Raw genomic sequence first — 22,032 nt, forward strand, 5'->3', positions numbered from 1 at the left:
AAAAACGTTAACAAATTAATTTTATTGTATCGCAATTTAATTATAAAATTTTCATTTATTTTGTAATTTAGAAATTTCAAAAACAAACATGAAACAATTAACTACGTTTTTACTCTTATTGACTTTTGTATCAACGCTTTATGCTCAAAAAATCAACATCGAATGGGATGGATCAAAAATTCAAGATTTTGGCGATACAAAAATCAATCTCCCTAATTTTAAAAATACAGGTTTTTCGTATGGCCAAAATAACATTTTTATAACAACCAAACAAAAAATAGGAGAAAAGCAGTTAAAGATTTCTAATTTAGTTTGGGAAACCGTTTCAAATAGAGATTTGTTTGAATTGGGTAAAAACGGAATCCCAGATTATGACATTACAAATGTTTCTTACTACTATTTTGAAGGGGAACAATATGCCGGTGTGAATGTCGGTTTATTTAAAAATGTAAAAGGGAGAATCCAGAGGCTTTCATCATTTGAAATTTCAGAAGGCAGTGCTTCGAACCAAATTATGAGTGCTGCTAAGGTTGGTACAAATAACAACCCTTTGTCGAGTGGTACTTTTTATAAAATTAAAGTTGACAAATCAGGTATTTTTAAAATCACGACACAGTTTTTAAGGGATAATGGCATTAATCCTTCATCTATAAATCCAAGAAATTTCAGAATCTATGGCAATGGAGGAATTATGCTTCCAGAATTTAATCAGGATGTAAAATATAGCGCTTTACAGGAAAATGCAATACAGGTAGTAGGAGAAAGTGATGGCACTTGGAATGATGAAGATTATGCATTGTTCTATGCTCAAGGTCCAAACGGATATAACCTTTACAATAAATCAAACGGTAATGGTATAAAAAGAGCTGATGAACGAAATGACAGAAGTGAGAATACAAAAAATATTTATGATGATTTTTCTTATTATTTTATCAACTTTGATAAAGGAGAAGGAAAAAGAGTTCAGCCTATAGATGCTAATCTTCCGGCAGCTTTAATTACGCGATTTGATAATTATCAGGTTATTAATAATGACCAAAAAAATATCATGAAAGTAGGAAGAGTATGGACTGAAGAAGCACCTTTCACTACTGACAAGACCGTTACGTTCAACCTCGCCTCGCCTATTCAGGGTGCAGATAATATAAAATACCGAACAAAGATAATAGGGTATAAAACTCAGGGTAACAGTATTTCTTTTGATATCAACAATCAAAATGCGCAAACCTACTCAACCATTCCAACAGATCTGGATTATATACCATTTGTTTATACTGGGGACATCACTAATTTAAGTGGCAATCAGATCTCCTTTAATTACAAACCCAGCATTACGACCAATCCTAATGGATTATTTTACTTTGATTATGTAGAAGTACAATATAAAGAAGACCTAAAATATAATGGTTCCCAAATGAACTTTAGAGATTTCTCTCTTACCACAGGAACTAATACCAATTACGGCTTTAGCGTAAACAATGTTTCAGGATTGGAGCAAATTTGGGATGTTACGGATATTACCAATGCAAACAGAAGGGTAAACAAAGCAGCGGGTAGCGCGAATTTTAACTTTGGATATGTTACTGCTGATGTAAATTTCAACAACGAGTTTGTAGCCTTCAAAGCAGATGCTGCATACTCACCTCAATTTGTAGAGAGGATTGGAAATCAAAATCTCTCTGGATTACAAAATGTAGATTATTTGATAATTACGGTTCCGGAAATGATGTCACAGGCTCAAAGGTTAGCCAGCTATCATCAAACCAAGAATAATTTTAATGTTCAAATCGTAGATGCTAATAAAATCTATAATGAATTTGGTAGCGGAAGCAGAGATCTTACGGCCATCCGTGATTTTGTAACTAAATTAAATACTCCATCAGGAGCTTTAAAATATGTTTTTATTTTAGGAGATACTTCATATGATTATAAAAACAGGGTTCCTAATAATTCTAATGTCGTGTCAAGTTATCAAAGTGAGCAGTCTTCAGAATTCATTACCTCTTATGTAACTGATGATTATATTGTCATGACAAAACCTCAGACGTCGGCATCTATTCCAAGTAACCTTCCGGATCTTCCAGTAGGAAGAATTCCAGCGGCTAACATTACGGAAGCAACAGTTATGATAGATAAAACCCTTGCTTATTACAATTCATTACCAGGCCAATCCAGTCCATTTGGAGAATGGCGTATGAAACTTGATTTTGTTGTTGATGATGATACTGATAATGGGAGTCCGTTTCATAATGTAATGAACAGTACCTTAGAAACTATTTTTGAACAGGCTGGATCAAATAATCTTAAAGAATATAATGTAAGAAAACTGTATTTAGATGCCTTTCAGGCTCAAAGTACAGCGGGGGGGCGTAGATATCCACAAGTAAACCAGGCAATCTCCAACGATATTGGAAATACCATGTATCTCTTTTATTTCGGACATGGAGGGATCAGTGGCTGGGCCCAGGAAAGAGTTTTAACTCTGGATGAAATCAACAATGCCAATAACTTTTCGAATGTATACAGTAGATTTCCATTTGTATCCACAATAACGTGTGAATTTACATTATGGGATGAACCGGAAACATTTTCTGCCGGAGAACGTTTCCTTAAAATGAAACAAGGAGGCCCTGCAGCTATGATCACATCAAGCCGTGCTATCGGTGTAGATTATGGCCGTGATTTTACAAACCTATATACTCAGGATATTTTCAAATTAGTAAATGATGATTTTGAAACATTAGGACTGGCACATTTAAATGCTAAAAAACAAAAAGGTCCACAAACTGATCATTTAAAAGTAAATCTTCTTGGTGATCCCGCTATGAAATTAAGCAGGCCCAAAAGATTATTAGTTATTGATAATATTGACACCCCTGTACCAGGGCTGATCAGAGGATTAGATTTTGTAAAAGTGAAAGGACATATCAATAATGCAAATGGAACAGTTAACACTACATTCAACGGAAGAGTTGTAATTAACATTTTTGATAAAAGATTAAATAAAAAAACTTTAAATAACAGTGGAGCCTTAGATCCGATATTAAACTATACAGAAGAAGGAAGTGCTATTGTAAAAGCATCAGGAATGGCTGTAAACGGAGTTTTCAATGTCGAGTTTTATGTTCCAAAAGATATCAATTATGCAGTAGGTGAAGGAAGGATATTAGGATATGCCGATAATAAATCTACTGATGTCTTCAACAACCAGTCTGTGCAGGTTGGAGATGTTAATCCAAACGGAATTAATGATAGTGAGCCGCCAAAAGTAAAATTGTATATGAACAACACCAATTTTGCAGATGGAGGAATTACAGATCAAAATCCGATGTTGCTAGCTTGTGTAACTGATGATACAGGAATAAATTCTACAGGTGCTGGTATCGGTCATGATATTACTGTATATTTGGACGGACAAATTATTAACACTATCGTATTAAATGATTTTTACGCTTCGGGAGAAGGAAACGGATGTCTGAGCCCGAGTCTTGCAGATTACCAAAAAGGAAATGTAACCTACCCTTTCAGGAATTTAGCAGTAGGTCAACATCAATTATCATTTAAAGTTTGGGATATAAACAATAATTCTACGTCTGCAACGTTAAACTTTGAAGTTAAGGATGAGGCCGATCAGCATCTGGTAATTAACAGACCGCTTAACTGGCCAAATCCATTTACCAACAAAACCTATGTTCAATTTGAACATAATTGCGATGATATATTAAATGTAAATGTTCAAATCTATACAATAACAGGAAAATTAGTAAGAACATTATCTCAAGCAGTAGTTGCAGAACCCTTCTTACAGGGCTTTAGAACGCCAAGACAAGCAATTGAATGGGACGGAAGAGATGATTTTGGTTCAACTGTTGGGAAGGGAACGTATATTTTTAAGATATTTGCAAAAAGTCAAAATCAAGAAAAATGCAAAGGAAGTGCTACAGCTGTAGAAAAAATGGTACTTTTGAAGTAAAATAAAAGAAGTATAAATAACAATATTAATAAAAAACTGATAATATATAAAAGACAACATATGAATTTAACTACTAAACTGCTTTTAGGAATTGGTTTTACTGCTGGTTTTTTAGGCTATTCGCAAGATCTGAGTAAGGTAGGACCTGTATTAACCGGAGCTCCATTTCTAAGAATTGCGCCAGATGCGAGATCTGGAGGTATGGGTGATCAAGGTGTCGTTACCTCTCCGGATGCATTTTCTCAATTCTGGAATGCAGCGAAATACCCTTTTAGCAGAACTAGTTCTTCCGTAGGCCTTAACTACACCCCATACATGGGAAAACTGACTAATGATGTATTCTTATTATATGGAGCATTCCATAAATTTTTAGGTCAGGATGAAAGATCTACGATCTCGGCAAGTATTTATTACTTCAATATGGGTCAGGTGGATTTAACTCAATTAGTAGGTACTGAGGTAGCTTCTATGGGAACATCAAAACCTAATGAATTCTCTATTGATGTTGCCTACGCACTAAAACTTTCAGATTCTTATTCCATGGCTGTAACTGGTAGATTTATTCGTTCAGATTTAGCCGGAGGTTTCAATACAGATACTACTCTTAAGCCTGCAAACTCTTTTGCAGTAGACGTTTCAGGATACTATACTTCTCCAAGATTTTCAAGTTTCGGAGGTTATGATGGTAAATTGAATGCAGGTTTCACAATTCAGAACCTAGGTCCTAAACTGGACTATACAGGAAATGAAGAATCCAGATCTTATCTTCCTACTATGGCAAGATTAGGGGTTGGATATGATATGTATTTAGATGATGCCAATAAAATAGGATTAAGCGTAGAAGGTTCTAAGATCTTGGTTCCAGGTTCTGAATTTGTAGGAATGGATCCAAATACAAGACAGCCGATGTATGCTGTACCAAACGTAGGTCCAATTGCAGGTATCGGAAAATCTTTCAAAAATAAAAACAGCATTATGTATAGTGGTGCTTTAGAATATTCATATGATAATGCTTTTGCAGTAAGAACCGGATATTTCCGTGAAAGCGAAGAACAGGGAGCCAGACAATTTGCAACTGCAGGTGTTGGTTTGAAATACCGTTCTTTTGGACTTGACATCTCTTACTTAATCAATATGTCTAAAATTAATACAGCTTTAGATAATACACTTCGTTTCGGTTTAACCTGGAATATCGGAGATGAAACTTCTAATGTTGATTATTAAAAAAATATAATACATAAGTTTACAAAAGTCTCATATTTATGAGGCTTTTTTGTTTTCCAATAATTATTTTTGTAAAATGAACTATTCAGCGGAGCTAAAAAAATTTGTAACCAGTCAATATGTATATTCTGCCATCAGAATTACATTAGCCACTGTATTGCCTTGTTTAGTTCTTGCCCACTTCGGAATTTTAAAGGAATATTTCCTTTTTCCTCTTGGAACCAGCTTCGTAGCCCTTACTGATCAACCCGGACCTTTTATAAGAAGAAGAAATGCATTAACATTTGCTATTTTCTGTTTTGTACTCGTATCCCTTATTGCAAGTTTAGTGATGCATATAAAAGTTCTCGTTATCCTGGAGATCATTGTATTTGCAATGTTTTTCTCATTAATAGGAGTTTATGGACAGAGGCTGGCTGCCGTTGGTTCATTATCTTTGGTGGTGTTAGCTATCTTTATTGATGGACATCTCACGGGAAGTAATATTTTTAAAAGCCTTCTTATTTTTGCTTCGGGATGTATCTGGTTCTTACTGATATTCCTTATTGTTACTACCATACAACCCTATAAACTTGCCAGCCAGATGATTGGTGAAAACTATCTTCAACTGGCTGAGTTCTTAAAAATTAAGGCTAATTATTATCAGAAGAATCCCGATTTTGATAAACTTACAACACAGGTCATTGCTAAACAGATCGGAATTAAAAATCTTCAGGAAGAAACCAGAGAAACCGTTTTTAAAACCAGGACTATCGTTAATGAATCTACGACCACTAGTCGATTGCTAATGCTGATGTTCCTGAACTCAATGGACCTTCATGAAAAATTAATGACTTCTGAAAGTGACTATCAAAAGCTTCAGCAAAGTTTTGAAGACAGCATGATCCTGGTTAATATCCATGATTATCTCAATCTCCTTTCTGAAGAAATCACCAATATCGGAATCTCTCTTCAGCTTGGTACAAGAGCAAAGCCCATCTTTGATCTCGATATCGAATTAAAAAAACTGAATACCTTATATTTTGAGCTTAGAAATAAGCAGATCACACCAGGGAATCTTGAAAACTTTATGATCTTGCGTCAAATTCTAATGCGTATCAGTGAGATTACAAAAGAAATAAATGAGATCTATAAAGTCTTTTCGCAAGATGTAAAATTAGCAAAGAGTCTTTCAACCGGACTAGATTTAAAGAAATTTATGCCTAATGAAGAGAAACTTAATTTCAAGGTATTAAGAAATAATATTTCTCTTTCGTCGTCTCAGTTCAGGCATGCTATACGGATTACAACAGCTTTATTAATTGGTTATCTTTTTTCATTATTCCAATTTTTAGGGATTGGACATACCTATTGGATATTAATCACAATTACCGCAATATTAAAGCCCGCCTACTCTATCACAAAACAGCGGAACGGACTTCGTTTGTATGGAACGATCGTTGGTGCTACCATTGCTTATGTGATATTGCACTTCGTTCATATTAACGCCATATTATTTGCTACACTTTTGGTGAGTATGATCCTTTGTTTCAGTTTATTAAAAGGGAGATATTTCTGGGCTGTCCTATTTATGACGATCTACGTTTTTATGAGTTTCAACTTTTTAAGTCCCGGGAAAGTAGATGTCATTTTTAAAGACAGAATTGTAGATACTATGATTGCAGGTATCATAGCATTTCTGGTTTCTTATGTTGTTCTTCCTGTTTGGGAACACACTCAGAACCTTGATCTGATGAAGAAATCTGCTGAAAGCAACCTTATCTATTTTCAAAGTGTCATTTCCAAATTTTTACAGGAAGATTTTGATCTTGAAGATTATAAAGTAAAACGTAAAAATGCAATCATTTCACTGGCCAATCTTTCTGATAATTTCCAAAGGATGATCTCTGAACCAAAAAACCAGCAGAAGAAACTGGAGGTTGTCCATCAGTTTGTGGCAACTTCACATCTTATTACTGCTTATACGGCTTCCCTATCTCAGTATTCTAAGAATGAGGAGAAATATCCTGAAATAGATGCCGAAAGCTGGAGCCGGAAAATAGAATCAGAAATGCATCAGACTTCTGCACTTCTTAATGGAGAAGAAATTAACGAAGTACTGAAAATGGACAGTCGTCTTGAGCCAGAAGATTCTTCTATTGACGATCTGATGTTAAAAAGAAAAAGTGAGCTTGAAGAAAATGAACCATCAAACTTGAATGATCCGAATAAAATATCTCATCTTACAGAACTGAAAAATATTCATGATGTTCTGGAACTTATTTATGATGTTGCTAAAGAACAGAGAAAAGTTATAGAAAAATATAAAAACGAATCTAAAACTACTCCTCCACAATCGTAAAACAATAATCATCAAAAAACTCTACTTTGGCTTTGAATTCATCTGAAAACTGATCATCATATACCCTACAGCTTATTTTGTGAAGATTTTTTAATTCAAAAGGTTTTACTTCATAATTCTTTTTCAGAGACCAGTATTTTGAATGGTGTATTTTGTACATACTTTCTTTCACACTCCAGATAATCGTATAATAAGTATCCGCTATATCTTCCGGTATGAAACCTCTTTCATTTTCATAGGTAAACTTATCAATGACCCTCATTATTTTAGGATTAAATTTCTCAATATCAATTCCAATTTTATTTTTTGAAATTGCAATCGCAGCAAAAGGAAATGAATGGGTAATAGAAATTTCTGCATCTTTAGGAGAGAGAAAAGGTTCTCTTTCGTTGTATAGAATCTTTGAACTGGGCTTCAATCCCTTTAAAAGTTTACGGACCATTAAAACCTCCAGGAGTTTCTTAGGGTGATAATCCTTTACTTTCTCAGCATTTTCAGGCTCTAAAAGTTCATTAATGCATAATTCTTCACTCTCATCATATTTCCATACAAGAATTGTAGCGGTATCATCTGAAAAATCTCGGTAAAGGGGCATTGTTTTTTATTTCGTAAAAGTAATGCAAAGATAACGATTCTAGAATCTCGAAATCATCGGAAATCAAAATATTAGAGTTCAACTTTTTGCAACATAAAAAAGGCTCAATCTTCAGATTAAGCCTTTTTTTTATTTTGACTGGTGGTTAACATCATTTCGATGCTCAAGAATTTCTAAATTCTCATCAACAAAATAAGCACTTCCAAATCCATTAACATAAGAACCTTTAACAGGATGTAAAGCGATAAGAATAAAATCTTTCATTTCGGAAATAACATCAACCACTTTTCCATGATTTTCTTTTAAATTGGCAACAACAGTATTCCACGTATCAGAATCTCTTTCTATTTGAGAAGTTGTTGCTTCAAGTGTTAAACGTTCACGGGCATAAATTTGTTTTGTTGCAGATTCATCTTCAATAAACATCATTGATGTTTTTCTTCCTTCAGCAAGATTTTTAGTATGTCTCGCCATAAAAGATACAAGAATATAGAATGTATTTTCCACCTGTATAAAAGGGGCATAGCTGGAATTAGGATTTCCCTCCGCATCTACAGTCGCTAAAATTACACTTTTAGTATTTGCTATCAATTCTTTCACTTTCGGAGTCAGAGGTTTTGCTTTTTTCTGAGCTTCATCCTGCGTATTTGTATGATTCATTGTATAAATTTATTTAAGCAAAAATAGGTTATTTAGAATAAATAAAGATAATTTAAAACTATGTATAATCTCATCAATCGAACTTGATCAGTTGTTTTTATATCTTAATTATTAATTGTAATTTTGCAGTTCGTTATCAATTGAATTTAAACTTATTCATTAACATATGAGTACTACAACACAATACATTCCTTATAAAGTTAAGGATATTTCTCTAGCAGAATGGGGAAGAAAAGAAATTACTCTTGCTGAGGCAGAAATGCCTGGTTTGATGTCTATTCGTGAAGAATACGGACCATCTCAACCTTTAAAAGGAGCAAGAATTGCAGGATGTCTTCATATGACAATCCAGACCGCTGTGCTTATCGAAACTCTTGTAGCTTTAGGTGCTGAAGTTACTTGGTCTTCATGTAATATTTTCTCTACACAAGATCATGCTGCTGCTGCTATTGCTGCTGCAGGAATTCCCGTTTATGCTTGGAAAGGTTTAAACGAAGAAGAATTCGACTGGTGTATTGAGCAGACTTTATTCTTTGGTGAAGATAGAAAGCCGTTAAATATGATTCTTGATGATGGTGGAGATTTAACAAACATGGTTTTTGATAAATACCCTGAATTCACAAAAGATATCAAAGGACTTTCTGAAGAAACAACAACAGGAGTACACAGATTATACGAAAGAATGAAAGCGGGAACTTTAGTAATGCCTGCAATCAATGTAAACGATTCCGTTACTAAATCTAAATTCGACAACAAATACGGATGTAAAGAATCTGCAGTAGATGCTGTAAGAAGAGCTACAGACCTTATGTTGGCTGGAAAAAGAGTTGTAGTTTGTGGCTATGGAGACGTAGGTAAAGGTACTGCTGCATCTTTCAGAGGCGCTGGTTCTATCGTTACTGTTACAGAGATCGATCCAATCTGTGCTTTACAGGCTGCAATGGACGGTTACGAAGTTAAAAGATTAGATACTGTTGTAGATAATGCAGATATCATCATCACAACGACTGGTAACTTTAACATTGTAAGAGGAGAGCATTTCCTTAAAATGAAGGATAAAGCTGTAGTTTGTAACATCGGTCACTTCGATAATGAAATCGATATGGCTTGGTTAAACAAAAACTATGGTCATACTAAATCAGAAGTTAAGCCACAGGTTGACATCTATACTTTAGAAGGTGGTAAAGAAATTATCATCCTTGCGGAAGGTAGATTGGTAAACTTAGGATGTGCTACAGGACACCCAAGTTTTGTAATGTCAAATTCTTTCTCTAACCAGACTTTAGCTCAAATCGAACTTTGGACTAACTCTGCAGCATATGGAAATGAAGTATATATGTTACCAAAACATTTAGACGAAAAAGTAGCTGCTTTACACCTTAAAAAACTAAGTGTAGAATTAGAAACTCTTTCTCCGGAACAGGCCGAATACATCGGTGTTGACGTAAAAGGGCCGTTCAAACCGGAATATTACAGATACTAAAATGTGATCCTGAATTTTACAAAGGATTTCAAAATAATAGAAACTCTCCATTTTTGGAGAGTTTTTCTTTTTAGAAGCTATTTCCCGCTATTTGCTCATACTCCTCGCTCTAATGCTTAATCCATTCCTGCTGTGGGGTAACCGCTTCTATCGGGGCTAATAATTATTACTTTTCAACCATAAAAAGGAATGTTTAAGGGTAATTAAAAAAAGTATATATTTGGCTCCCTAAACAAAACATTATAATTAATGAAAAAACAAAAAGTATCAAATGCATTCGTTGCAGCGTCATGGATAGCATTAGGAGCAGGAATGGTAGGCTTTATCGTAGGTCTTGCAAGAGCCGAAATGTTGCTTAATGAAAAAGGATATTATTTTACGATCCTTTTATATGGTCTATTCGCAGTAGTTTCTTTGCAGAAAGCCGTTCGTGATAAATTAGAAAATATCCCTGTAACGGATATCTATTATGGAATCTGTTGGTTTGCAACTTTATCTTCTATTGTATTATTAGCTATAGGCCTCTGGAACGCAACCATCCTTCCGAGTGAAAAAGGATTTTATGCTTTTGCATTCTTACTTGCCCTTTTCGGAGCTATTACCGTTCAGAAAAATACAAGAGATAATATGCTTCAGGAATAACGAACTCATCACATTTCAAAATCCGGATATTTTACCATTCAGGCTATAAAAGGCAAAAAAGAATAAAATAAATCAATTACAACAATAAACTCTTCAAAAATTTGGAGAGTTTTCTATTTTTATTATCTTTATTTCACAAAATATTGATATGTATAAAAGATTTTTACTCCTTATCCTTTTTTATTTTCAAATTACAAATGCTCAAAATGAATTTATTACAATCTGGAAGCCTAATGCTCCCGCCATTGTTCCCGATATAGACTTTATTGCTCCCCATCCTGCAGGCAACAATCAAATATGGTTTCCGGGAATTGGAGAAAACTACACCATCAGCTGGGAGGAAGTGGGTTACCCGCAACACAATGGAACCATTTCTAATGTGACCTCCACAAATCAGGTTTTCATTGATTTCGGAACAGCCTTAAATCCCAATCTTGCAGATGCTACCTATAAAGTAAAAGCAAGTAATGGAAATGGTATTTTTAAACAAATCAGATTTAGTGACCCTGAAATCTTAAACTTTCCGTCGGCATATCTTAGTATTTCCTGGCATAGTGTAGGAAGTATCGATAAAATCACAGAAATTGCTCAGTGGGGAAACATTAATTGGGTTTCAATGAATAATGCTTTTAGTAATTGCAGAAGGCTTCAGGTTACAGCAACCGATGTTCCGGATCTATCCAACGTAAATGATGTATCATTTATGTTTTATGGAAATTCAGATTTTAAGGGCCATCCTTCAATGACTACATGGGATACATCTGGTGTTCAAAAATTCACCTATATATTTGGCCACATTTCTTTTATTCCCGCTACCGCAGCAGTTGATACCTTTAACCTTCCAGTTGGCTCATGGGATATGTCTTCTGCAGAAGATATCAGTTATATGTTTTTCCACAGAAGATCATTTAATCAAAATTTAAACAGCTGGAATACCTCAAATGTCACAACAATGGCTCATACATTTGAAAATTGTTTCACTTTCAATCAACCTCTTGATAATTGGAATACTTCAAAGGTTACCGATATGGCTTATCTATTTCATTTTATTCCAGAATTTAATCAGCCAATTGGCAATTGGGATACTTCAAGTGTTACCAATTTTAGCCACATATTTCATCATTGTACCGCTTTCAACCAACCCCTTAATAACTGGAATACGAGTAAAGGAACCTCAATGGATATGTTATTTTCAGGTGCTTCCACATTTAATCAGCCCTTAGATACCTGGAAAACCAGCTTAGTAGGAACGATGCTTGCCATGTTTGATGGTGCTACAAATTTTGATCAATCTTTACAGACATGGGATCTAAGCTCTTTAACTCTGGGAATGCAGATATTAGCAAATTCAGGATTAAAATGCGAAAATTACAGCAATACGCTTATAGGCTGGGCAAATAATCCTAGCACCCCGAACAATATTAATTTAGCCTCTACAGCACCTTTAATCTATTCACCAGATGTAATTCCTTACAGAAACATGCTCATTAATAAAGGCTGGGTTTTCAACGGTGATACTCCCGGATCGGAATGCAGAGTATTGGGTGTTTCAGCAAATAATCTCAACAACCCCTCTATCTATCCGAATCCGGCAACAGACTTTATTTATATCAAAAACATGAAAGGTTTTGATACTTACAAAATCTTTGATAAAAGTGGAAGAATTGTGCTTCAAAATCTGCTACGTGAGGAGAAAATAAATATCGCTTCTTTAATTAAAGGAAATTACATACTACACATCATTTCAAAAGATAAAATACAGTCTTTTAAATTTATTAAGAAATAATAATCCAATCCATCAATATGTATAAAAAGATTTTAGTTTTAAGCTTATTCTTCTTTCTAGGTCACATCATAAAGGCACAGGACGAATTTACCACCATATGGCAACCTAACATGCCAAATACAACACCATTTATTAATATCGATGCTCCTTATCCTGCAGGTCAAAATCAAATTTGGTTTCCAGGGATCGGTGAAAATTATACCATAAGCTGGGAAGAAGTAGGATATCCACAGCACAATGGTGTCATGAACAATGTAACCTCCGTAAAACAGGTACTCATTGACTTTGGAAATTCATTAAATTCTGATATCGCCAGCGCCACTTATCGCGTAAAAGTAAGTGATGGAAATGGTACTTTTAAGCAAATCAGATTTGGTGAATGTCAAATTATAAATGTGACAGATTCTTACGTTCTTATATGGAATATGTTTGGCAGCTCAGATAAAATTACAGAAATAGAAAAATGGGGAAATATTTCATGGACTTCTATGAATAGTGCATTTGTACATTGCAGATTACTGCAGCTTACTGCTCCCGATAGTCCAAACCTTAATAATGTAACGGATGTCTCATTCATGTTCTATAATGCCCATAATTTCTTAGGAGCAAGTTCTATGCAAAATTGGGATACTTCAGGTATTGAAAATTTTAAATTCATGTTTGCAAGAATGAATGACTACCCTCAGGCAATAGACCTCTTTAATTCTCCTTATTTAAATTCCTGGAATATGTCTTCAGCTAAAAACCTGAACAATATGTTTTCGGGAAGAAATGCATTTAATCAATCTCTAAATAATTGGGATACCTCTAAAGTAGAAGATATGGGCTGGATGTTTGCAGCATGTGTGAACTTCAATCAGCGATTAGATAGCTGGAACACTTCAAAGGTAAAAGATATGTCCTTTATGTTTCATTACATTCCGGTTTTTAATCAGGATATAGGCGGATGGAATACCTCAGCGGTAACTACTATGACCCATATGTTTCACGGATGCCTTGTCTTCAATCAGCCTCTTAACTGGAATACTTCACTGGTTACCAAAACTGATTTTATGTTTAATGGCTCTACTCTGTTTAATCAATCTTTGGGAAACTGGAATCTCAGCTCCCTATCTGAAGCTTCAGGAATGCTCACTAATACGGGACTCAGTTGTGACAATTACAGTAAGACTCTTTCCGGTTGGGCAGACAATCCTACTACTCCAAATAATATACCTCTCTCTTCAGTAGCTCCACTACAGTATGCCTCCAATGCCGTTGGTAAAAGAAATATTCTGATCGGTAAGGGTTGGAGCATGTCGGGAGATACAGCAGGCAACTGTTTATTATCAGTCTCTGATGTTCACACAGATGTTCAGAATTCATCCATATATCCTAATCCTGCGGAAGACAATCTGCATATCAGACATGTACACGACACCAAAAGCTATAAAATAATAGATACAAGTGGCAGACTGGTACAACAGAATGTTCTTAATACAGATATGATCAACGTGAGTTCCTTAACAAAAGGAAATTATATACTACAGATTACTACGAAAAATAAAACGGAATCGTTTAAGTTTATTAAAAAATAACATAAAGCCTCACTAATTAAGTGAGGCCTTTTTATTTAAATAATTTTTACTTATCGTATTGATTAGGATGCTGAGCTTTAATATCATCTACTGTTCCTAAAACTTTATCTTTTAAAGAATCTTGATATTGTTGTAGCCTTTGGGCAACCTGTTCATCGCCACTACCTAAAATTTTAGCAGCTAGAATCCCTGCATTTAAAGCACCGTTTAGTGCTACAGTAGCGACAGGAATTCCACCTGGCATTTGAAGAATTGACAATACGGAATCCCATCCGTCAATTGAATTGCTGGAAAGAATAGGAACTCCGATTACAGGAAGCGTAGTGCAGCTCGCAACCATTCCGGGAAGATGAGCAGCTCCTCCAGCTCCGGCTATTATTACTTTTAGTCCTCTTTCTTTTGCTGTTTTAGCATAATCGAACATTCTTTCCGGTGTTCTGTGAGCCGAAACCACTGTAAGCTCATAAGGAATATTGAGGCTTTTCAGAAAATTTGCCGCTTGTTCCATGATCGGCAAGTCGCTTTGACTTCCCATAATAATTCCTACCATCTTCAATTTTATTAGATTTTCAAAGATAAAAATTAAAATCTGTTTTTTAAAATTACAGCTGCCATGAAATCCAAACTGCTTCCTAATTGTTATTCTGGCGAAATAAAGAGGGTGACATCCCATTTGATTTTTTAAAGAATCTATTAAGATGACTCTTATCTGTAAAACCAAATTCATCTGCTATCTCATTAATCCTCATATCACTGTATTTCAACCGATTTTCAATGAGTTTCATTCTATACTGAGCAATATATTCAGTGAATGCTTTTCCAGTCTGATTTTTAAAGTAACGTCCAACATAAGTAACGGATATTCCAAAAACTTTACTGATATTATCAGCAGATAGCTTTTCAGGATGATAAATATTTTCATGGACATATTGAATAATATGAGCAGCTTTGTCATCTGTTTTTTCACCAACCTTAAGATTTGTTTTCTGCAAAAGGTTACGGGAAACAATAACCAAAACGGAATGTACCAATAAATGGGTTACTTCACGTTCATAAATTCTCATCCCATCCTTTTCGAGCAACAGACTTTGCATAATATGTTTTATCAAAAGGTTATCTCCTTTATGGTCAATAATACAACCCTGAAAACCATTTGCATTAAAAAAACGTTGTTCAATTTGCTGTAAAAAAGAAGAAGCCAACTGATTCGTACTAAAAAAAATACGATTAAACCTGATAAAAAACAATTGTGTTTTTGCTTTAAATCTAAAATAGTGGACATCATCCGGCATTAACAAGAAAAGATCTCCTTCCTTATAAGAAAACTTATTTCCATTAATGTTCTGAGTTCCGGTTCCTGACACAATATAAACCAGTTCAAAGAAACTAACCCCGTGCTCTCCTCTGGGGCAAGTATCCATTGGTTCTTTTAAATCAAGTTCAAAAGGTTCATTCAGATAATCTTTCTTCACAGCAACAATATACTCTTTAATGATGTAAAAATACAACATTTTAACCATATGAATTTTTCAACTTTGTATTATAATTAAATGATAATAACGAACAAAAAATCAACATTAAAAAATGAAAGCACAAGTATTAGAACAATTTGGAAAACCTTTGGTATTAAAAGAAATAAACAAACCGGAACCAAAAGACCATGAAGTTTTAGTTAAAATAAAAGCGAGTGGGCTTAACCCCTTAGATGTTAAAATAAAAAATGGACAGGCTGCTCATGCTGAAGCTGCCCTACCTATGATATTAAGCTTGGATATGGCCGGTGTTGTAGAGGAAGTAGGAAAAGATGTTCACAATTTTAAAGTAGGTGATGAGGTATTTGGTTTGGTAGGAGGGGTCTCGGATCTTCAGGGAACTTTAGCTGAATATATTGCAGCAGATGCTGACTTGCTGGCATTAAAACCAAAAAATATTTCATTCTACGAAGCTGCAGCAACACCTTTGGTATTTATCACAGCCTGGGAAGCATTGGTAGATCAGATGAATATTCAACAGAACCAAACTGTTTTAATTCATGGCGGTAGTGGTGGTGTAGGCCATGTAGCCATACAAATTGCAAAAGCAAAAGGAGCAAAAGTATATACCACTGTTGCACCCTATCAGGTTGAATCAATAAAAAAATATGGTGCTGAATCCATTGATTACCAAAGTTTATCCGTAGAAGATTATGTAGAAACATATACCAATGGAGTTGGATTTGATGCTATTCTTGACACCGTTGGGGGCAATGTTCTTGAAAGTTCTTTTAAAGCTGTGAAAAGATATTCAGGGCACGTTGCAAGTATTTTAGGTTGGGGCAGTCAGAACCTCGCGCCACTTTCTTTCCGTAATGGAACTTATTCAGGAGTATTCTCTTTATACCCATTGTTATCCGGTAAAAGCAGAAAACACTTTGGAAAAATATTAAATGAAGCTGTTGAGCTTTTTGAACAAGAAAAACTAAAAATAATACTTCATCCAATCGCTTATACATTAGAAAACGCAAATGAAGCATATACCGATTTAGAAAATAAAAAAAACACAGGAAAATTGGTTATTGAAATTCATTAAATAGGGATTTCAATAAAAAAGATTAGCACGAAATTCAATTCAAAATAAATATCTTTGTGTTCCATTTCACATCTATATTTTGAAAGATTATAAACTCTTTTTTGCTATCGTTACAGTTGCTATTGTTTGGGGAACAACATTTTTGGCAATCCGGGTCGCCGTACAAACAATACCTGCCTGGTTCGTAGCAGGAATACGTCAGTTTTTAGCATCCCTTATCATGCTTTCGATCCTTCTTTACAGAAAAGAATTTAAATGGATAGGATGGAAAAATCTAAAATATCAGATTATTTTCTCTACATTAATGCTTGTGATTGCTAACGGGATGACCACTGTAGCTGAAGAAACGGTATCTAGCAGTCTTGCTTCATTAATAAGTGCCTCCTCTCCTATTCTTGTTTTTTTAGGCAGTGTCGCTATTGGCTTACAAAAGTTTAGCTTTAAAGCTTTTCTGGGTGTATTAATGTGTTTCGGCGGAATTCTTTTTATCTTTTGGGATGGTCTTAAAGATCTTGCTAATCCAGATTACAGAATGGGAATCCTCTTCCTGTTCTGTGCTATTTCCGGATGGGCCTCAGGTACTATTTTTACCAAGAAACTAAATATCCAAAGTGGAAATATTTCACTGAATCTCTTTTATCAGTTTGCCTTTGCCGGAATTATTCAGATTATTTTTGCTTTTTTATTTTCACAAGATTATAATTTTGGAAATTGGAGTATCAAAAGTATTTCAGCCATGCTTTATTTATCTGTTTTCGGTTCAGTAGCCGCATTTTTTGCTTTTCATTTTGCCCTTACCAGGGTTTCACCTGTTCAGGTTTCTATTCTGGCTTATTTTAATACGATCATCGCAATATTTTTAGGCTGGCTCATTCTTAATGAGAGTATTTCTTTTAAATTCATCATTGCTGCTGTTTTAATTATTTTCGGTGTCTTTATCATCAATTATAAACCCGAAATGTTTAAAAGACAAAAAATTCAGGATTCCTAAAGAATATTCCCCCAAGTCGAGACGTCTTTATTTTAGTTGACAAGAAAAGTATATCTTGAATTAGATTTTTATTTACAGTTCTTTTCAAGGGATATCTTTCTTTCGGGACTATCTATCGATTCCTATTCTCTCATGTATTATTGAGAAGATTTTCAATCAATTAACCTATATTGATAATATAATTTCAACCAGCTGACGCTATTATTTTTAGTTTATTTTCATTAAATTAGATTAGGTGAAAATCATGAATTTTGGCCTTTCATTTTATACCAACGAATCAATAATTAAACTAATTAAAAAACGGACCAGCCGAACACCGTATTTCAAAGTAGGCAACAAAAACACACTTAGATTATGCCCAATTTATTAAAATCATTTAGAAACTCAGTAAAACACTGGTATATCCCACTTATTTTAGGGATTCTTTTTATTGTCTGTGGAATTTATGTATTTTCATCTCCCGTTGAAACTTATTTAGCATTATCCGTTCTTTTCAGTGTATCGTTTATCGTCTCAGGAATTTCGGATATATTTTTCTCTCTTAATAACGCCAAATTTTTAAATGGATGGGGCTTATATCTGGTCACAGGGCTACTCTCCCTCATTATGGGAATCTATCTAGTTTCCTATCCTCATATTTCAATGAGCGTTCTTCCTTTTATAGTAGGATTTACCGTTATGTTCCGTTCTTTTCAGTTATTAGGAATTTCGTTTGACCTAAAAGATGCCCATGTCCTTAAATGGGGAAACCTGGCTATTTTTAGTATTTTAGGTATTATATTATCTTTTATGCTTTTGGCTAACCCTATATTCTCTGGTATCTCACTAGTTGTTTTAACTGGTTTATCTTTCATTTTTGTAGGAATTGCTTCCGTAATCCTAGCATTCAATTTGAAGAAAATAAAAGACTACCCCAGCAAACTCAGCAGTGAATTGAAGGAAAAAATAGAATCGCTTCAAAATGAAATTAATGACAGAATGAAATAAAGAAGCTTAAAATAAAAAAAGACTGCTTTTCGGCAGTCTTTTATCTTTATCGTTAAGCAATCACTTTTACCATTCCTTTTATCATTATCAACTTTTCCATCAGTTCTTCTTTCGAGTCAGCCAGCACATTAATGTGTCCCATTTTCCTTCCTGATTTGGTCTCTGTTTTTCCATAAAGATGAACATAGGTTTTTGGAAGCTTTAAAACCTCATCCATTCCTTCATAGATCACTTTTCCAGCATAACCTTCAGCTCCTACCAGATTGAGCATCCCACTATATCCAAAAGCATCCGTATCTGCTAAAGGTAAATTTTTAACCACCCGGTACATTTGTTCAAATTGTGAATTTGCATTTCCCTCCTGACTTTGATGTCCGGAATTATGTAATCTTGGTGCTGTTTCATTTACCCATACTTTGCCATCCTTATCTAAGAACAATTCTATAGCAAAAAGTCCTGGAGAATTAACAGCATTTAAAAATTTCTCAGTGATCAGATTAATCTGCCTTTCAATATCCTCGTTAAGAAAAACCGGGCAAATATTAAAATCTAACAGATTTAATTTCGGATCAGCAACCATCTCTGTAACCGGAAAAGTCTTGGTCTCTCCTTTTTCATTTCTGGCAACAATCACAGAAAGTTCTTTATCAATATCAACAAGACTTTCTATTACAGATGCCTCTTTCCATAAATGTTGATAATCTGCTTCTGTTTTAATGACCTGAACACCTTTTCCATCATAACCACCCGTATTCATTTTCTGAACAAAAGGTAATGACATCATAATTTTTTCATCACTATTCCATACCACCTGAAATTCGGGACTTGGAATATCGTGAGCTTTATAAAATTCCTTCTGAAGAATTTTCTGTTGAATGGTTTTAATGATTTTAGAATTCGGAACGACTTTTACCCCTTGGTTTTCAAGCTCTGCCAATGCCTCAGCATTTACATGTTCAATTTCTATTGTGACAACGTCTTTATCCTTACCAAAATTCAGGACTGTTTCATAATCATTGAAATCTCCCTGTGTAAAATTCGAAATATTGTGACAAGGTGCATCAGAAGCAGGATCCAGAGTATAAAAGTCATCGTCATAATTCAGTGCACTCTGTATCAACATTCTTCCGAGTTGTCCACCTCCTAAAATTCCTATTTTCATTCTATTTTAATTAGATATATTCAATTAAGTATTAATAATCGTTCACCATTTATAATGATAATAGTACGATACATATTCGTCTGTTTAAGACTTTGCAAAGATAAAAATTTTATATCCTACTACCTAAATTTTCACTTTATTCAAATATACTTTAAAATAAGAGGGCCGGCTTTTCAAGCCGGCCCTCTTATTAGGTTATACTTTATCTATTTTCAGATATCCCAGTCCCATTGGATTTTTCTGATCTTCCGTATCTGATTTCTCTAAAACAATAGAATATTTTTCTTTCATTTTTTGTGGAAGAATATCATTGACATTAAAAATATCATCAATATCTACTCCGTGCTTATCATCAACGTGGCTTACTGCACCTTCAAACCCCATTGTCTTATAAAACTCTGTATCTTTTACTCTTTTCACAATCTCCCCCATTGATCGTCCTACCATCAGGTGCTGCTCATGAAACTCTTCGAAAAAGCCTTTTTTATATCCACCCAGGTTTATAAAGTATAATTGATTTTCAGAAACAAAGTCTCTTTTTTCAACAATTTTCACTTCATATCCGTCTGCAAACTTCACTTCCTGATGACAGTCGATATGTATTTTACCATCAGCCTCTTTCCAGAAATCCTTCATATCCGGAACGAGGTCTTTTAAACTTTCTGCTATACCAAAGAATACATCGTGCTGTTCAATATTCCTTCCTGGAGGTGTAGCACCAAGGATAACATAGAATAATTTCATTTCCATTTTTTTATTCACACAAAAATACGTCAAATTTATCTTTTTGAAAGTTTGGCAGAAAACGGCAATAGTTTTATATTTGTATTCATGTCAGAAATCATTATTCTCTTTCTTGGAGCAATTTCGGCCGGCCTGTTAGGCTCGCTTACCGGTTTAGGAGGAGGAGTTATCATTATCCCTTTGTTGACACTGGGTTTCGGTGTTCCTATGCATTACGCAATCGGAGCTTCTTTAATATCTGTAGTCGGTACTTCCTCTGGAGCTGCTGTAGCTTTCGTTAAAGAAGGTTTTACCAATATGAGAATTGGAATGTTCCTTGAAATTGCCACTACGGCCGGAGCCATCGTTGGAGCTCTTGTTTCAGGAATTCTTAATCCCAATACCATCGGAATTATTTTCGCCAGTATCCTTCTGCTTACTGTAATTCTTAATATTAAAGGAAAACCTGATCATCAGGAACCTTTGATAAAAGGAAGCTTAGAAGATAAACTTAAGTTGTATGGAACTTTCCCCGATAAAGGGGTAATTAAAAATTATTCAGCGAGAAATACTATTCCTGGATTTTTTATGATGATGTTTGCCGGTGCAATGTCTGGGCTTTTAGGAATTGGTTCAGGTGCATTGAAAGTATTGGCAATGGATAATATGATGAAACTGCCTTTCAAAGTTTCAACTACGACCAGTAACTTTATGATTGGGGTAACTGCTGTAGCCAGTTCTTTAATTTATTTTCAGAGAGGTGAAATTATCCCTGTTATTGTAGCTCCTGTGTTAGTAGGTGTTGTAGTAGGAAGTTTTATAGGATCTAAAACATTAATGGTTTCTAAAACAAAAAAATTAAAAGTATTTTTTGCTATTGTAATTACTATCCTTTCACTTTATATGATGTATAACGGTATAAATCAAAGTTTCCGATGAGAAAGAATTTCACAGATGTTGATTTGAACCGTTCGGTAGGAAACCTTTTAAGACTTGGGGTTATCCTATCCGTAATTATATCTCTCATAGGATTTATAAAATTATTCCTTGAAGGCTTTAAAATGCCTAAAAACTATTCCTCTTTAGAAACAGGATCTTCTTCAGAAAAAGTATGGAGTCAGCTTTGGGATTCTTTATGCAAAGGCGAAGGCATGGCTATTATCCAGCTTGGGATTCTTGTGCTAATCTTCACTCCTTTAATGAGAATTGTTTTTGCATTGATAGGTTATCTAAAAGAAAAAGATTACGTTTATGTCGTAATCTCATCTATTGTTTTAGCCATTATGGCAATCAGTTTCTTTACAGGTTATGCTCACTAAA

The 22,032-nt window shown here is 34.5% G+C and carries 18 protein-coding genes; 12 read left to right on the top strand and 6 right to left on the bottom strand.

The window, feature by feature from the left end; genetic code table 11:
• The first annotated feature begins 88 nt into the window (after nucleotides 1-88).
• From porU to J7E44_RS06615, 3 genes are all read left to right on the top strand, one after another.
• Nucleotides 89-3,973 (top strand): type IX secretion system sortase PorU, encoded by a 3,885-nt coding sequence (gene porU, locus J7E44_RS06605; RefSeq protein WP_214826883.1) that lies wholly within the window; start codon nucleotides 89-91, stop codon nucleotides 3,971-3,973.
• Between the two features lie 60 nt (nucleotides 3,974-4,033).
• Nucleotides 4,034-5,197, top strand: coding sequence for a type IX secretion system outer membrane channel protein PorV (gene porV, locus J7E44_RS06610; protein ID WP_214826886.1), 1,164 nt, complete (start codon nucleotides 4,034-4,036; stop codon nucleotides 5,195-5,197).
• A gap of 76 nt (nucleotides 5,198-5,273) precedes the next feature.
• Entirely contained in the window at nucleotides 5,274-7,538 is a 2,265-nt protein-coding gene (locus J7E44_RS06615) for an FUSC family protein (RefSeq protein WP_214826889.1), read from the top strand.
• Here the strand turns inward: J7E44_RS06615 and J7E44_RS06620 are convergent.
• Together J7E44_RS06620 and J7E44_RS06625 are read right to left on the bottom strand one after the other, a co-directional pair.
• Nucleotides 7,519-8,133: a 4'-phosphopantetheinyl transferase family protein gene (locus tag J7E44_RS06620; protein WP_214826892.1), complete on the bottom strand. Its 615-nt coding sequence runs from the start codon at nucleotides 8,131-8,133 to the stop codon at nucleotides 7,519-7,521. The genes J7E44_RS06615 and J7E44_RS06620 overlap by 20 nt on opposite strands.
• A gap of 129 nt (nucleotides 8,134-8,262) precedes the next feature.
• On the bottom strand, nucleotides 8,263-8,793 hold the full coding sequence (locus J7E44_RS06625; RefSeq protein ID WP_214826894.1) for a pyridoxamine 5'-phosphate oxidase family protein: 531 nt from the start codon (nucleotides 8,791-8,793) through the stop codon (nucleotides 8,263-8,265).
• Between the two features lie 166 nt (nucleotides 8,794-8,959).
• Between J7E44_RS06625 and ahcY the strand changes: the two genes are divergently transcribed.
• The 4 genes from ahcY (at nucleotide 8,960) to J7E44_RS06645 (ending at nucleotide 14,281) form a co-directional block, all read left to right on the top strand.
• The gene (ahcY, locus tag J7E44_RS06630) at nucleotides 8,960-10,276 is read left to right on the top strand and encodes an adenosylhomocysteinase (RefSeq protein ID WP_214826897.1); all 1,317 of its coding nucleotides are present in this window, start codon (nucleotides 8,960-8,962) and stop codon (nucleotides 10,274-10,276) included.
• Nucleotides 10,277-10,525: 249 nt separating this feature from the next.
• A complete protein-coding gene (gene yiaA, locus J7E44_RS06635; protein ID WP_214826899.1) occupies nucleotides 10,526-10,918 on the top strand; it encodes an inner membrane protein YiaA in 393 nt (130 codons plus the stop codon).
• A 148-nt stretch (nucleotides 10,919-11,066) separates the two neighbouring features.
• Nucleotides 11,067-12,704 (top strand): BspA family leucine-rich repeat surface protein, encoded by a 1,638-nt coding sequence (locus tag J7E44_RS06640; RefSeq protein ID WP_214826901.1) that lies wholly within the window; start codon nucleotides 11,067-11,069, stop codon nucleotides 12,702-12,704.
• Between the two features lie 17 nt (nucleotides 12,705-12,721).
• Nucleotides 12,722-14,281, top strand: a complete 1,560-nt coding sequence (locus J7E44_RS06645) for a BspA family leucine-rich repeat surface protein (protein WP_214826903.1) — start codon at nucleotides 12,722-12,724, stop codon at nucleotides 14,279-14,281.
• A gap of 46 nt (nucleotides 14,282-14,327) precedes the next feature.
• On the opposite strand, the gene purE is transcribed toward J7E44_RS06645, so the two are convergent.
• Entirely contained in the window at nucleotides 14,328-14,831 is a 504-nt protein-coding gene (gene purE, locus J7E44_RS06650; protein ID WP_214826905.1) for a 5-(carboxyamino)imidazole ribonucleotide mutase, read from the bottom strand.
• An 82-nt stretch (nucleotides 14,832-14,913) separates the two neighbouring features.
• The gene (locus J7E44_RS06655; protein ID WP_214826907.1) at nucleotides 14,914-15,792 is read right to left on the bottom strand and encodes an AraC family transcriptional regulator; all 879 of its coding nucleotides are present in this window, start codon (nucleotides 15,790-15,792) and stop codon (nucleotides 14,914-14,916) included.
• Nucleotides 15,793-15,865: 73 nt separating this feature from the next.
• On the opposite strand from J7E44_RS06655, the gene J7E44_RS06660 reads away from it, so the two are divergent.
• The 3 genes from J7E44_RS06660 (at nucleotide 15,866) to J7E44_RS06670 (ending at nucleotide 18,827) form a co-directional block, all read left to right on the top strand.
• A complete protein-coding gene (locus J7E44_RS06660) occupies nucleotides 15,866-16,849 on the top strand; it encodes a zinc-dependent alcohol dehydrogenase family protein (RefSeq protein ID WP_214826910.1) in 984 nt (327 codons plus the stop codon).
• Nucleotides 16,850-16,928: 79 nt separating this feature from the next.
• Nucleotides 16,929-17,840: a DMT family transporter gene (locus J7E44_RS06665; RefSeq protein WP_214826912.1), complete on the top strand. Its 912-nt coding sequence runs from the start codon at nucleotides 16,929-16,931 to the stop codon at nucleotides 17,838-17,840.
• Between the two features lie 354 nt (nucleotides 17,841-18,194).
• The gene (locus tag J7E44_RS06670; protein ID WP_214826916.1) at nucleotides 18,195-18,827 is read left to right on the top strand and encodes an HdeD family acid-resistance protein; all 633 of its coding nucleotides are present in this window, start codon (nucleotides 18,195-18,197) and stop codon (nucleotides 18,825-18,827) included.
• A gap of 52 nt (nucleotides 18,828-18,879) precedes the next feature.
• Here the strand turns inward: J7E44_RS06670 and J7E44_RS06675 are convergent, their stop codons facing one another.
• Together J7E44_RS06675 and J7E44_RS06680 are read right to left on the bottom strand one after the other, a co-directional pair.
• On the bottom strand, nucleotides 18,880-19,989 hold the full coding sequence (locus tag J7E44_RS06675; protein ID WP_214826920.1) for a 5-(carboxyamino)imidazole ribonucleotide synthase: 1,110 nt from the start codon (nucleotides 19,987-19,989) through the stop codon (nucleotides 18,880-18,882).
• A gap of 195 nt (nucleotides 19,990-20,184) precedes the next feature.
• Entirely contained in the window at nucleotides 20,185-20,733 is a 549-nt protein-coding gene (locus J7E44_RS06680) for a DUF1543 domain-containing protein (protein ID WP_214826923.1), read from the bottom strand.
• 87 nt (nucleotides 20,734-20,820) lie between these two features.
• On the opposite strand from J7E44_RS06680, the gene J7E44_RS06685 reads away from it, so the two are divergent.
• On the top strand, nucleotides 20,821-21,651 hold the full coding sequence (locus J7E44_RS06685) for a sulfite exporter TauE/SafE family protein (RefSeq protein WP_214826926.1): 831 nt from the start codon (nucleotides 20,821-20,823) through the stop codon (nucleotides 21,649-21,651).
• Nucleotides 21,648-22,031 (top strand): DUF1634 domain-containing protein, encoded by a 384-nt coding sequence (locus J7E44_RS06690; protein ID WP_214826927.1) that lies wholly within the window; start codon nucleotides 21,648-21,650, stop codon nucleotides 22,029-22,031. Before J7E44_RS06685 ends, J7E44_RS06690 begins: the two co-directional genes overlap by 4 nt.
• Nucleotide 22,032 lies beyond the last annotated feature (1 nt).

Source organism: Chryseobacterium sp. ISL-6 (assembly GCF_018613715.1).
Lineage (GTDB): Bacteria > Bacteroidota > Bacteroidia > Flavobacteriales > Weeksellaceae > Chryseobacterium > Chryseobacterium paludis.

What these genes read in the sequence shown, in the direction of transcription:
- porU (WP_214826883.1), top strand. Translation starts at nt 89, where the DNA reads ATGAAACAATTAACTACGTTTTTACTCTTATTGACTTTTGTATCAACG.
- porV (WP_214826886.1), top strand. Translation starts at nt 4,034, where the DNA reads ATGAATTTAACTACTAAACTGCTTTTAGGAATTGGTTTTACTGCTGGT.
- J7E44_RS06615 (WP_214826889.1), top strand. Translation starts at nt 5,274, where the DNA reads ATGAACTATTCAGCGGAGCTAAAAAAATTTGTAACCAGTCAATATGTA.
- J7E44_RS06620 (WP_214826892.1), bottom strand. Translation starts at nt 8,133, where the DNA reads ATGCCCCTTTACCGAGATTTTTCAGATGATACCGCTACAATTCTTGTA.
- J7E44_RS06625 (WP_214826894.1), bottom strand. Translation starts at nt 8,793, where the DNA reads ATGAATCATACAAATACGCAGGATGAAGCTCAGAAAAAAGCAAAACCT.
- ahcY (WP_214826897.1), top strand. Translation starts at nt 8,960, where the DNA reads ATGAGTACTACAACACAATACATTCCTTATAAAGTTAAGGATATTTCT.
- yiaA (WP_214826899.1), top strand. Translation starts at nt 10,526, where the DNA reads ATGAAAAAACAAAAAGTATCAAATGCATTCGTTGCAGCGTCATGGATA.
- J7E44_RS06640 (WP_214826901.1), top strand. Translation starts at nt 11,067, where the DNA reads ATGTATAAAAGATTTTTACTCCTTATCCTTTTTTATTTTCAAATTACA.
- J7E44_RS06645 (WP_214826903.1), top strand. Translation starts at nt 12,722, where the DNA reads ATGTATAAAAAGATTTTAGTTTTAAGCTTATTCTTCTTTCTAGGTCAC.
- purE (WP_214826905.1), bottom strand. Translation starts at nt 14,831, where the DNA reads ATGGTAGGAATTATTATGGGAAGTCAAAGCGACTTGCCGATCATGGAA.
- J7E44_RS06655 (WP_214826907.1), bottom strand. Translation starts at nt 15,792, where the DNA reads ATGTTGTATTTTTACATCATTAAAGAGTATATTGTTGCTGTGAAGAAA.
- J7E44_RS06660 (WP_214826910.1), top strand. Translation starts at nt 15,866, where the DNA reads ATGAAAGCACAAGTATTAGAACAATTTGGAAAACCTTTGGTATTAAAA.
- J7E44_RS06670 (WP_214826916.1), top strand. Translation starts at nt 18,195, where the DNA reads ATGCCCAATTTATTAAAATCATTTAGAAACTCAGTAAAACACTGGTAT.
- J7E44_RS06675 (WP_214826920.1), bottom strand. Translation starts at nt 19,989, where the DNA reads ATGAAAATAGGAATTTTAGGAGGTGGACAACTCGGAAGAATGTTGATA.
- J7E44_RS06680 (WP_214826923.1), bottom strand. Translation starts at nt 20,733, where the DNA reads ATGAAATTATTCTATGTTATCCTTGGTGCTACACCTCCAGGAAGGAAT.
- J7E44_RS06685 (WP_214826926.1), top strand. Translation starts at nt 20,821, where the DNA reads ATGTCAGAAATCATTATTCTCTTTCTTGGAGCAATTTCGGCCGGCCTG.
- J7E44_RS06690 (WP_214826927.1), top strand. Translation starts at nt 21,648, where the DNA reads ATGAGAAAGAATTTCACAGATGTTGATTTGAACCGTTCGGTAGGAAAC.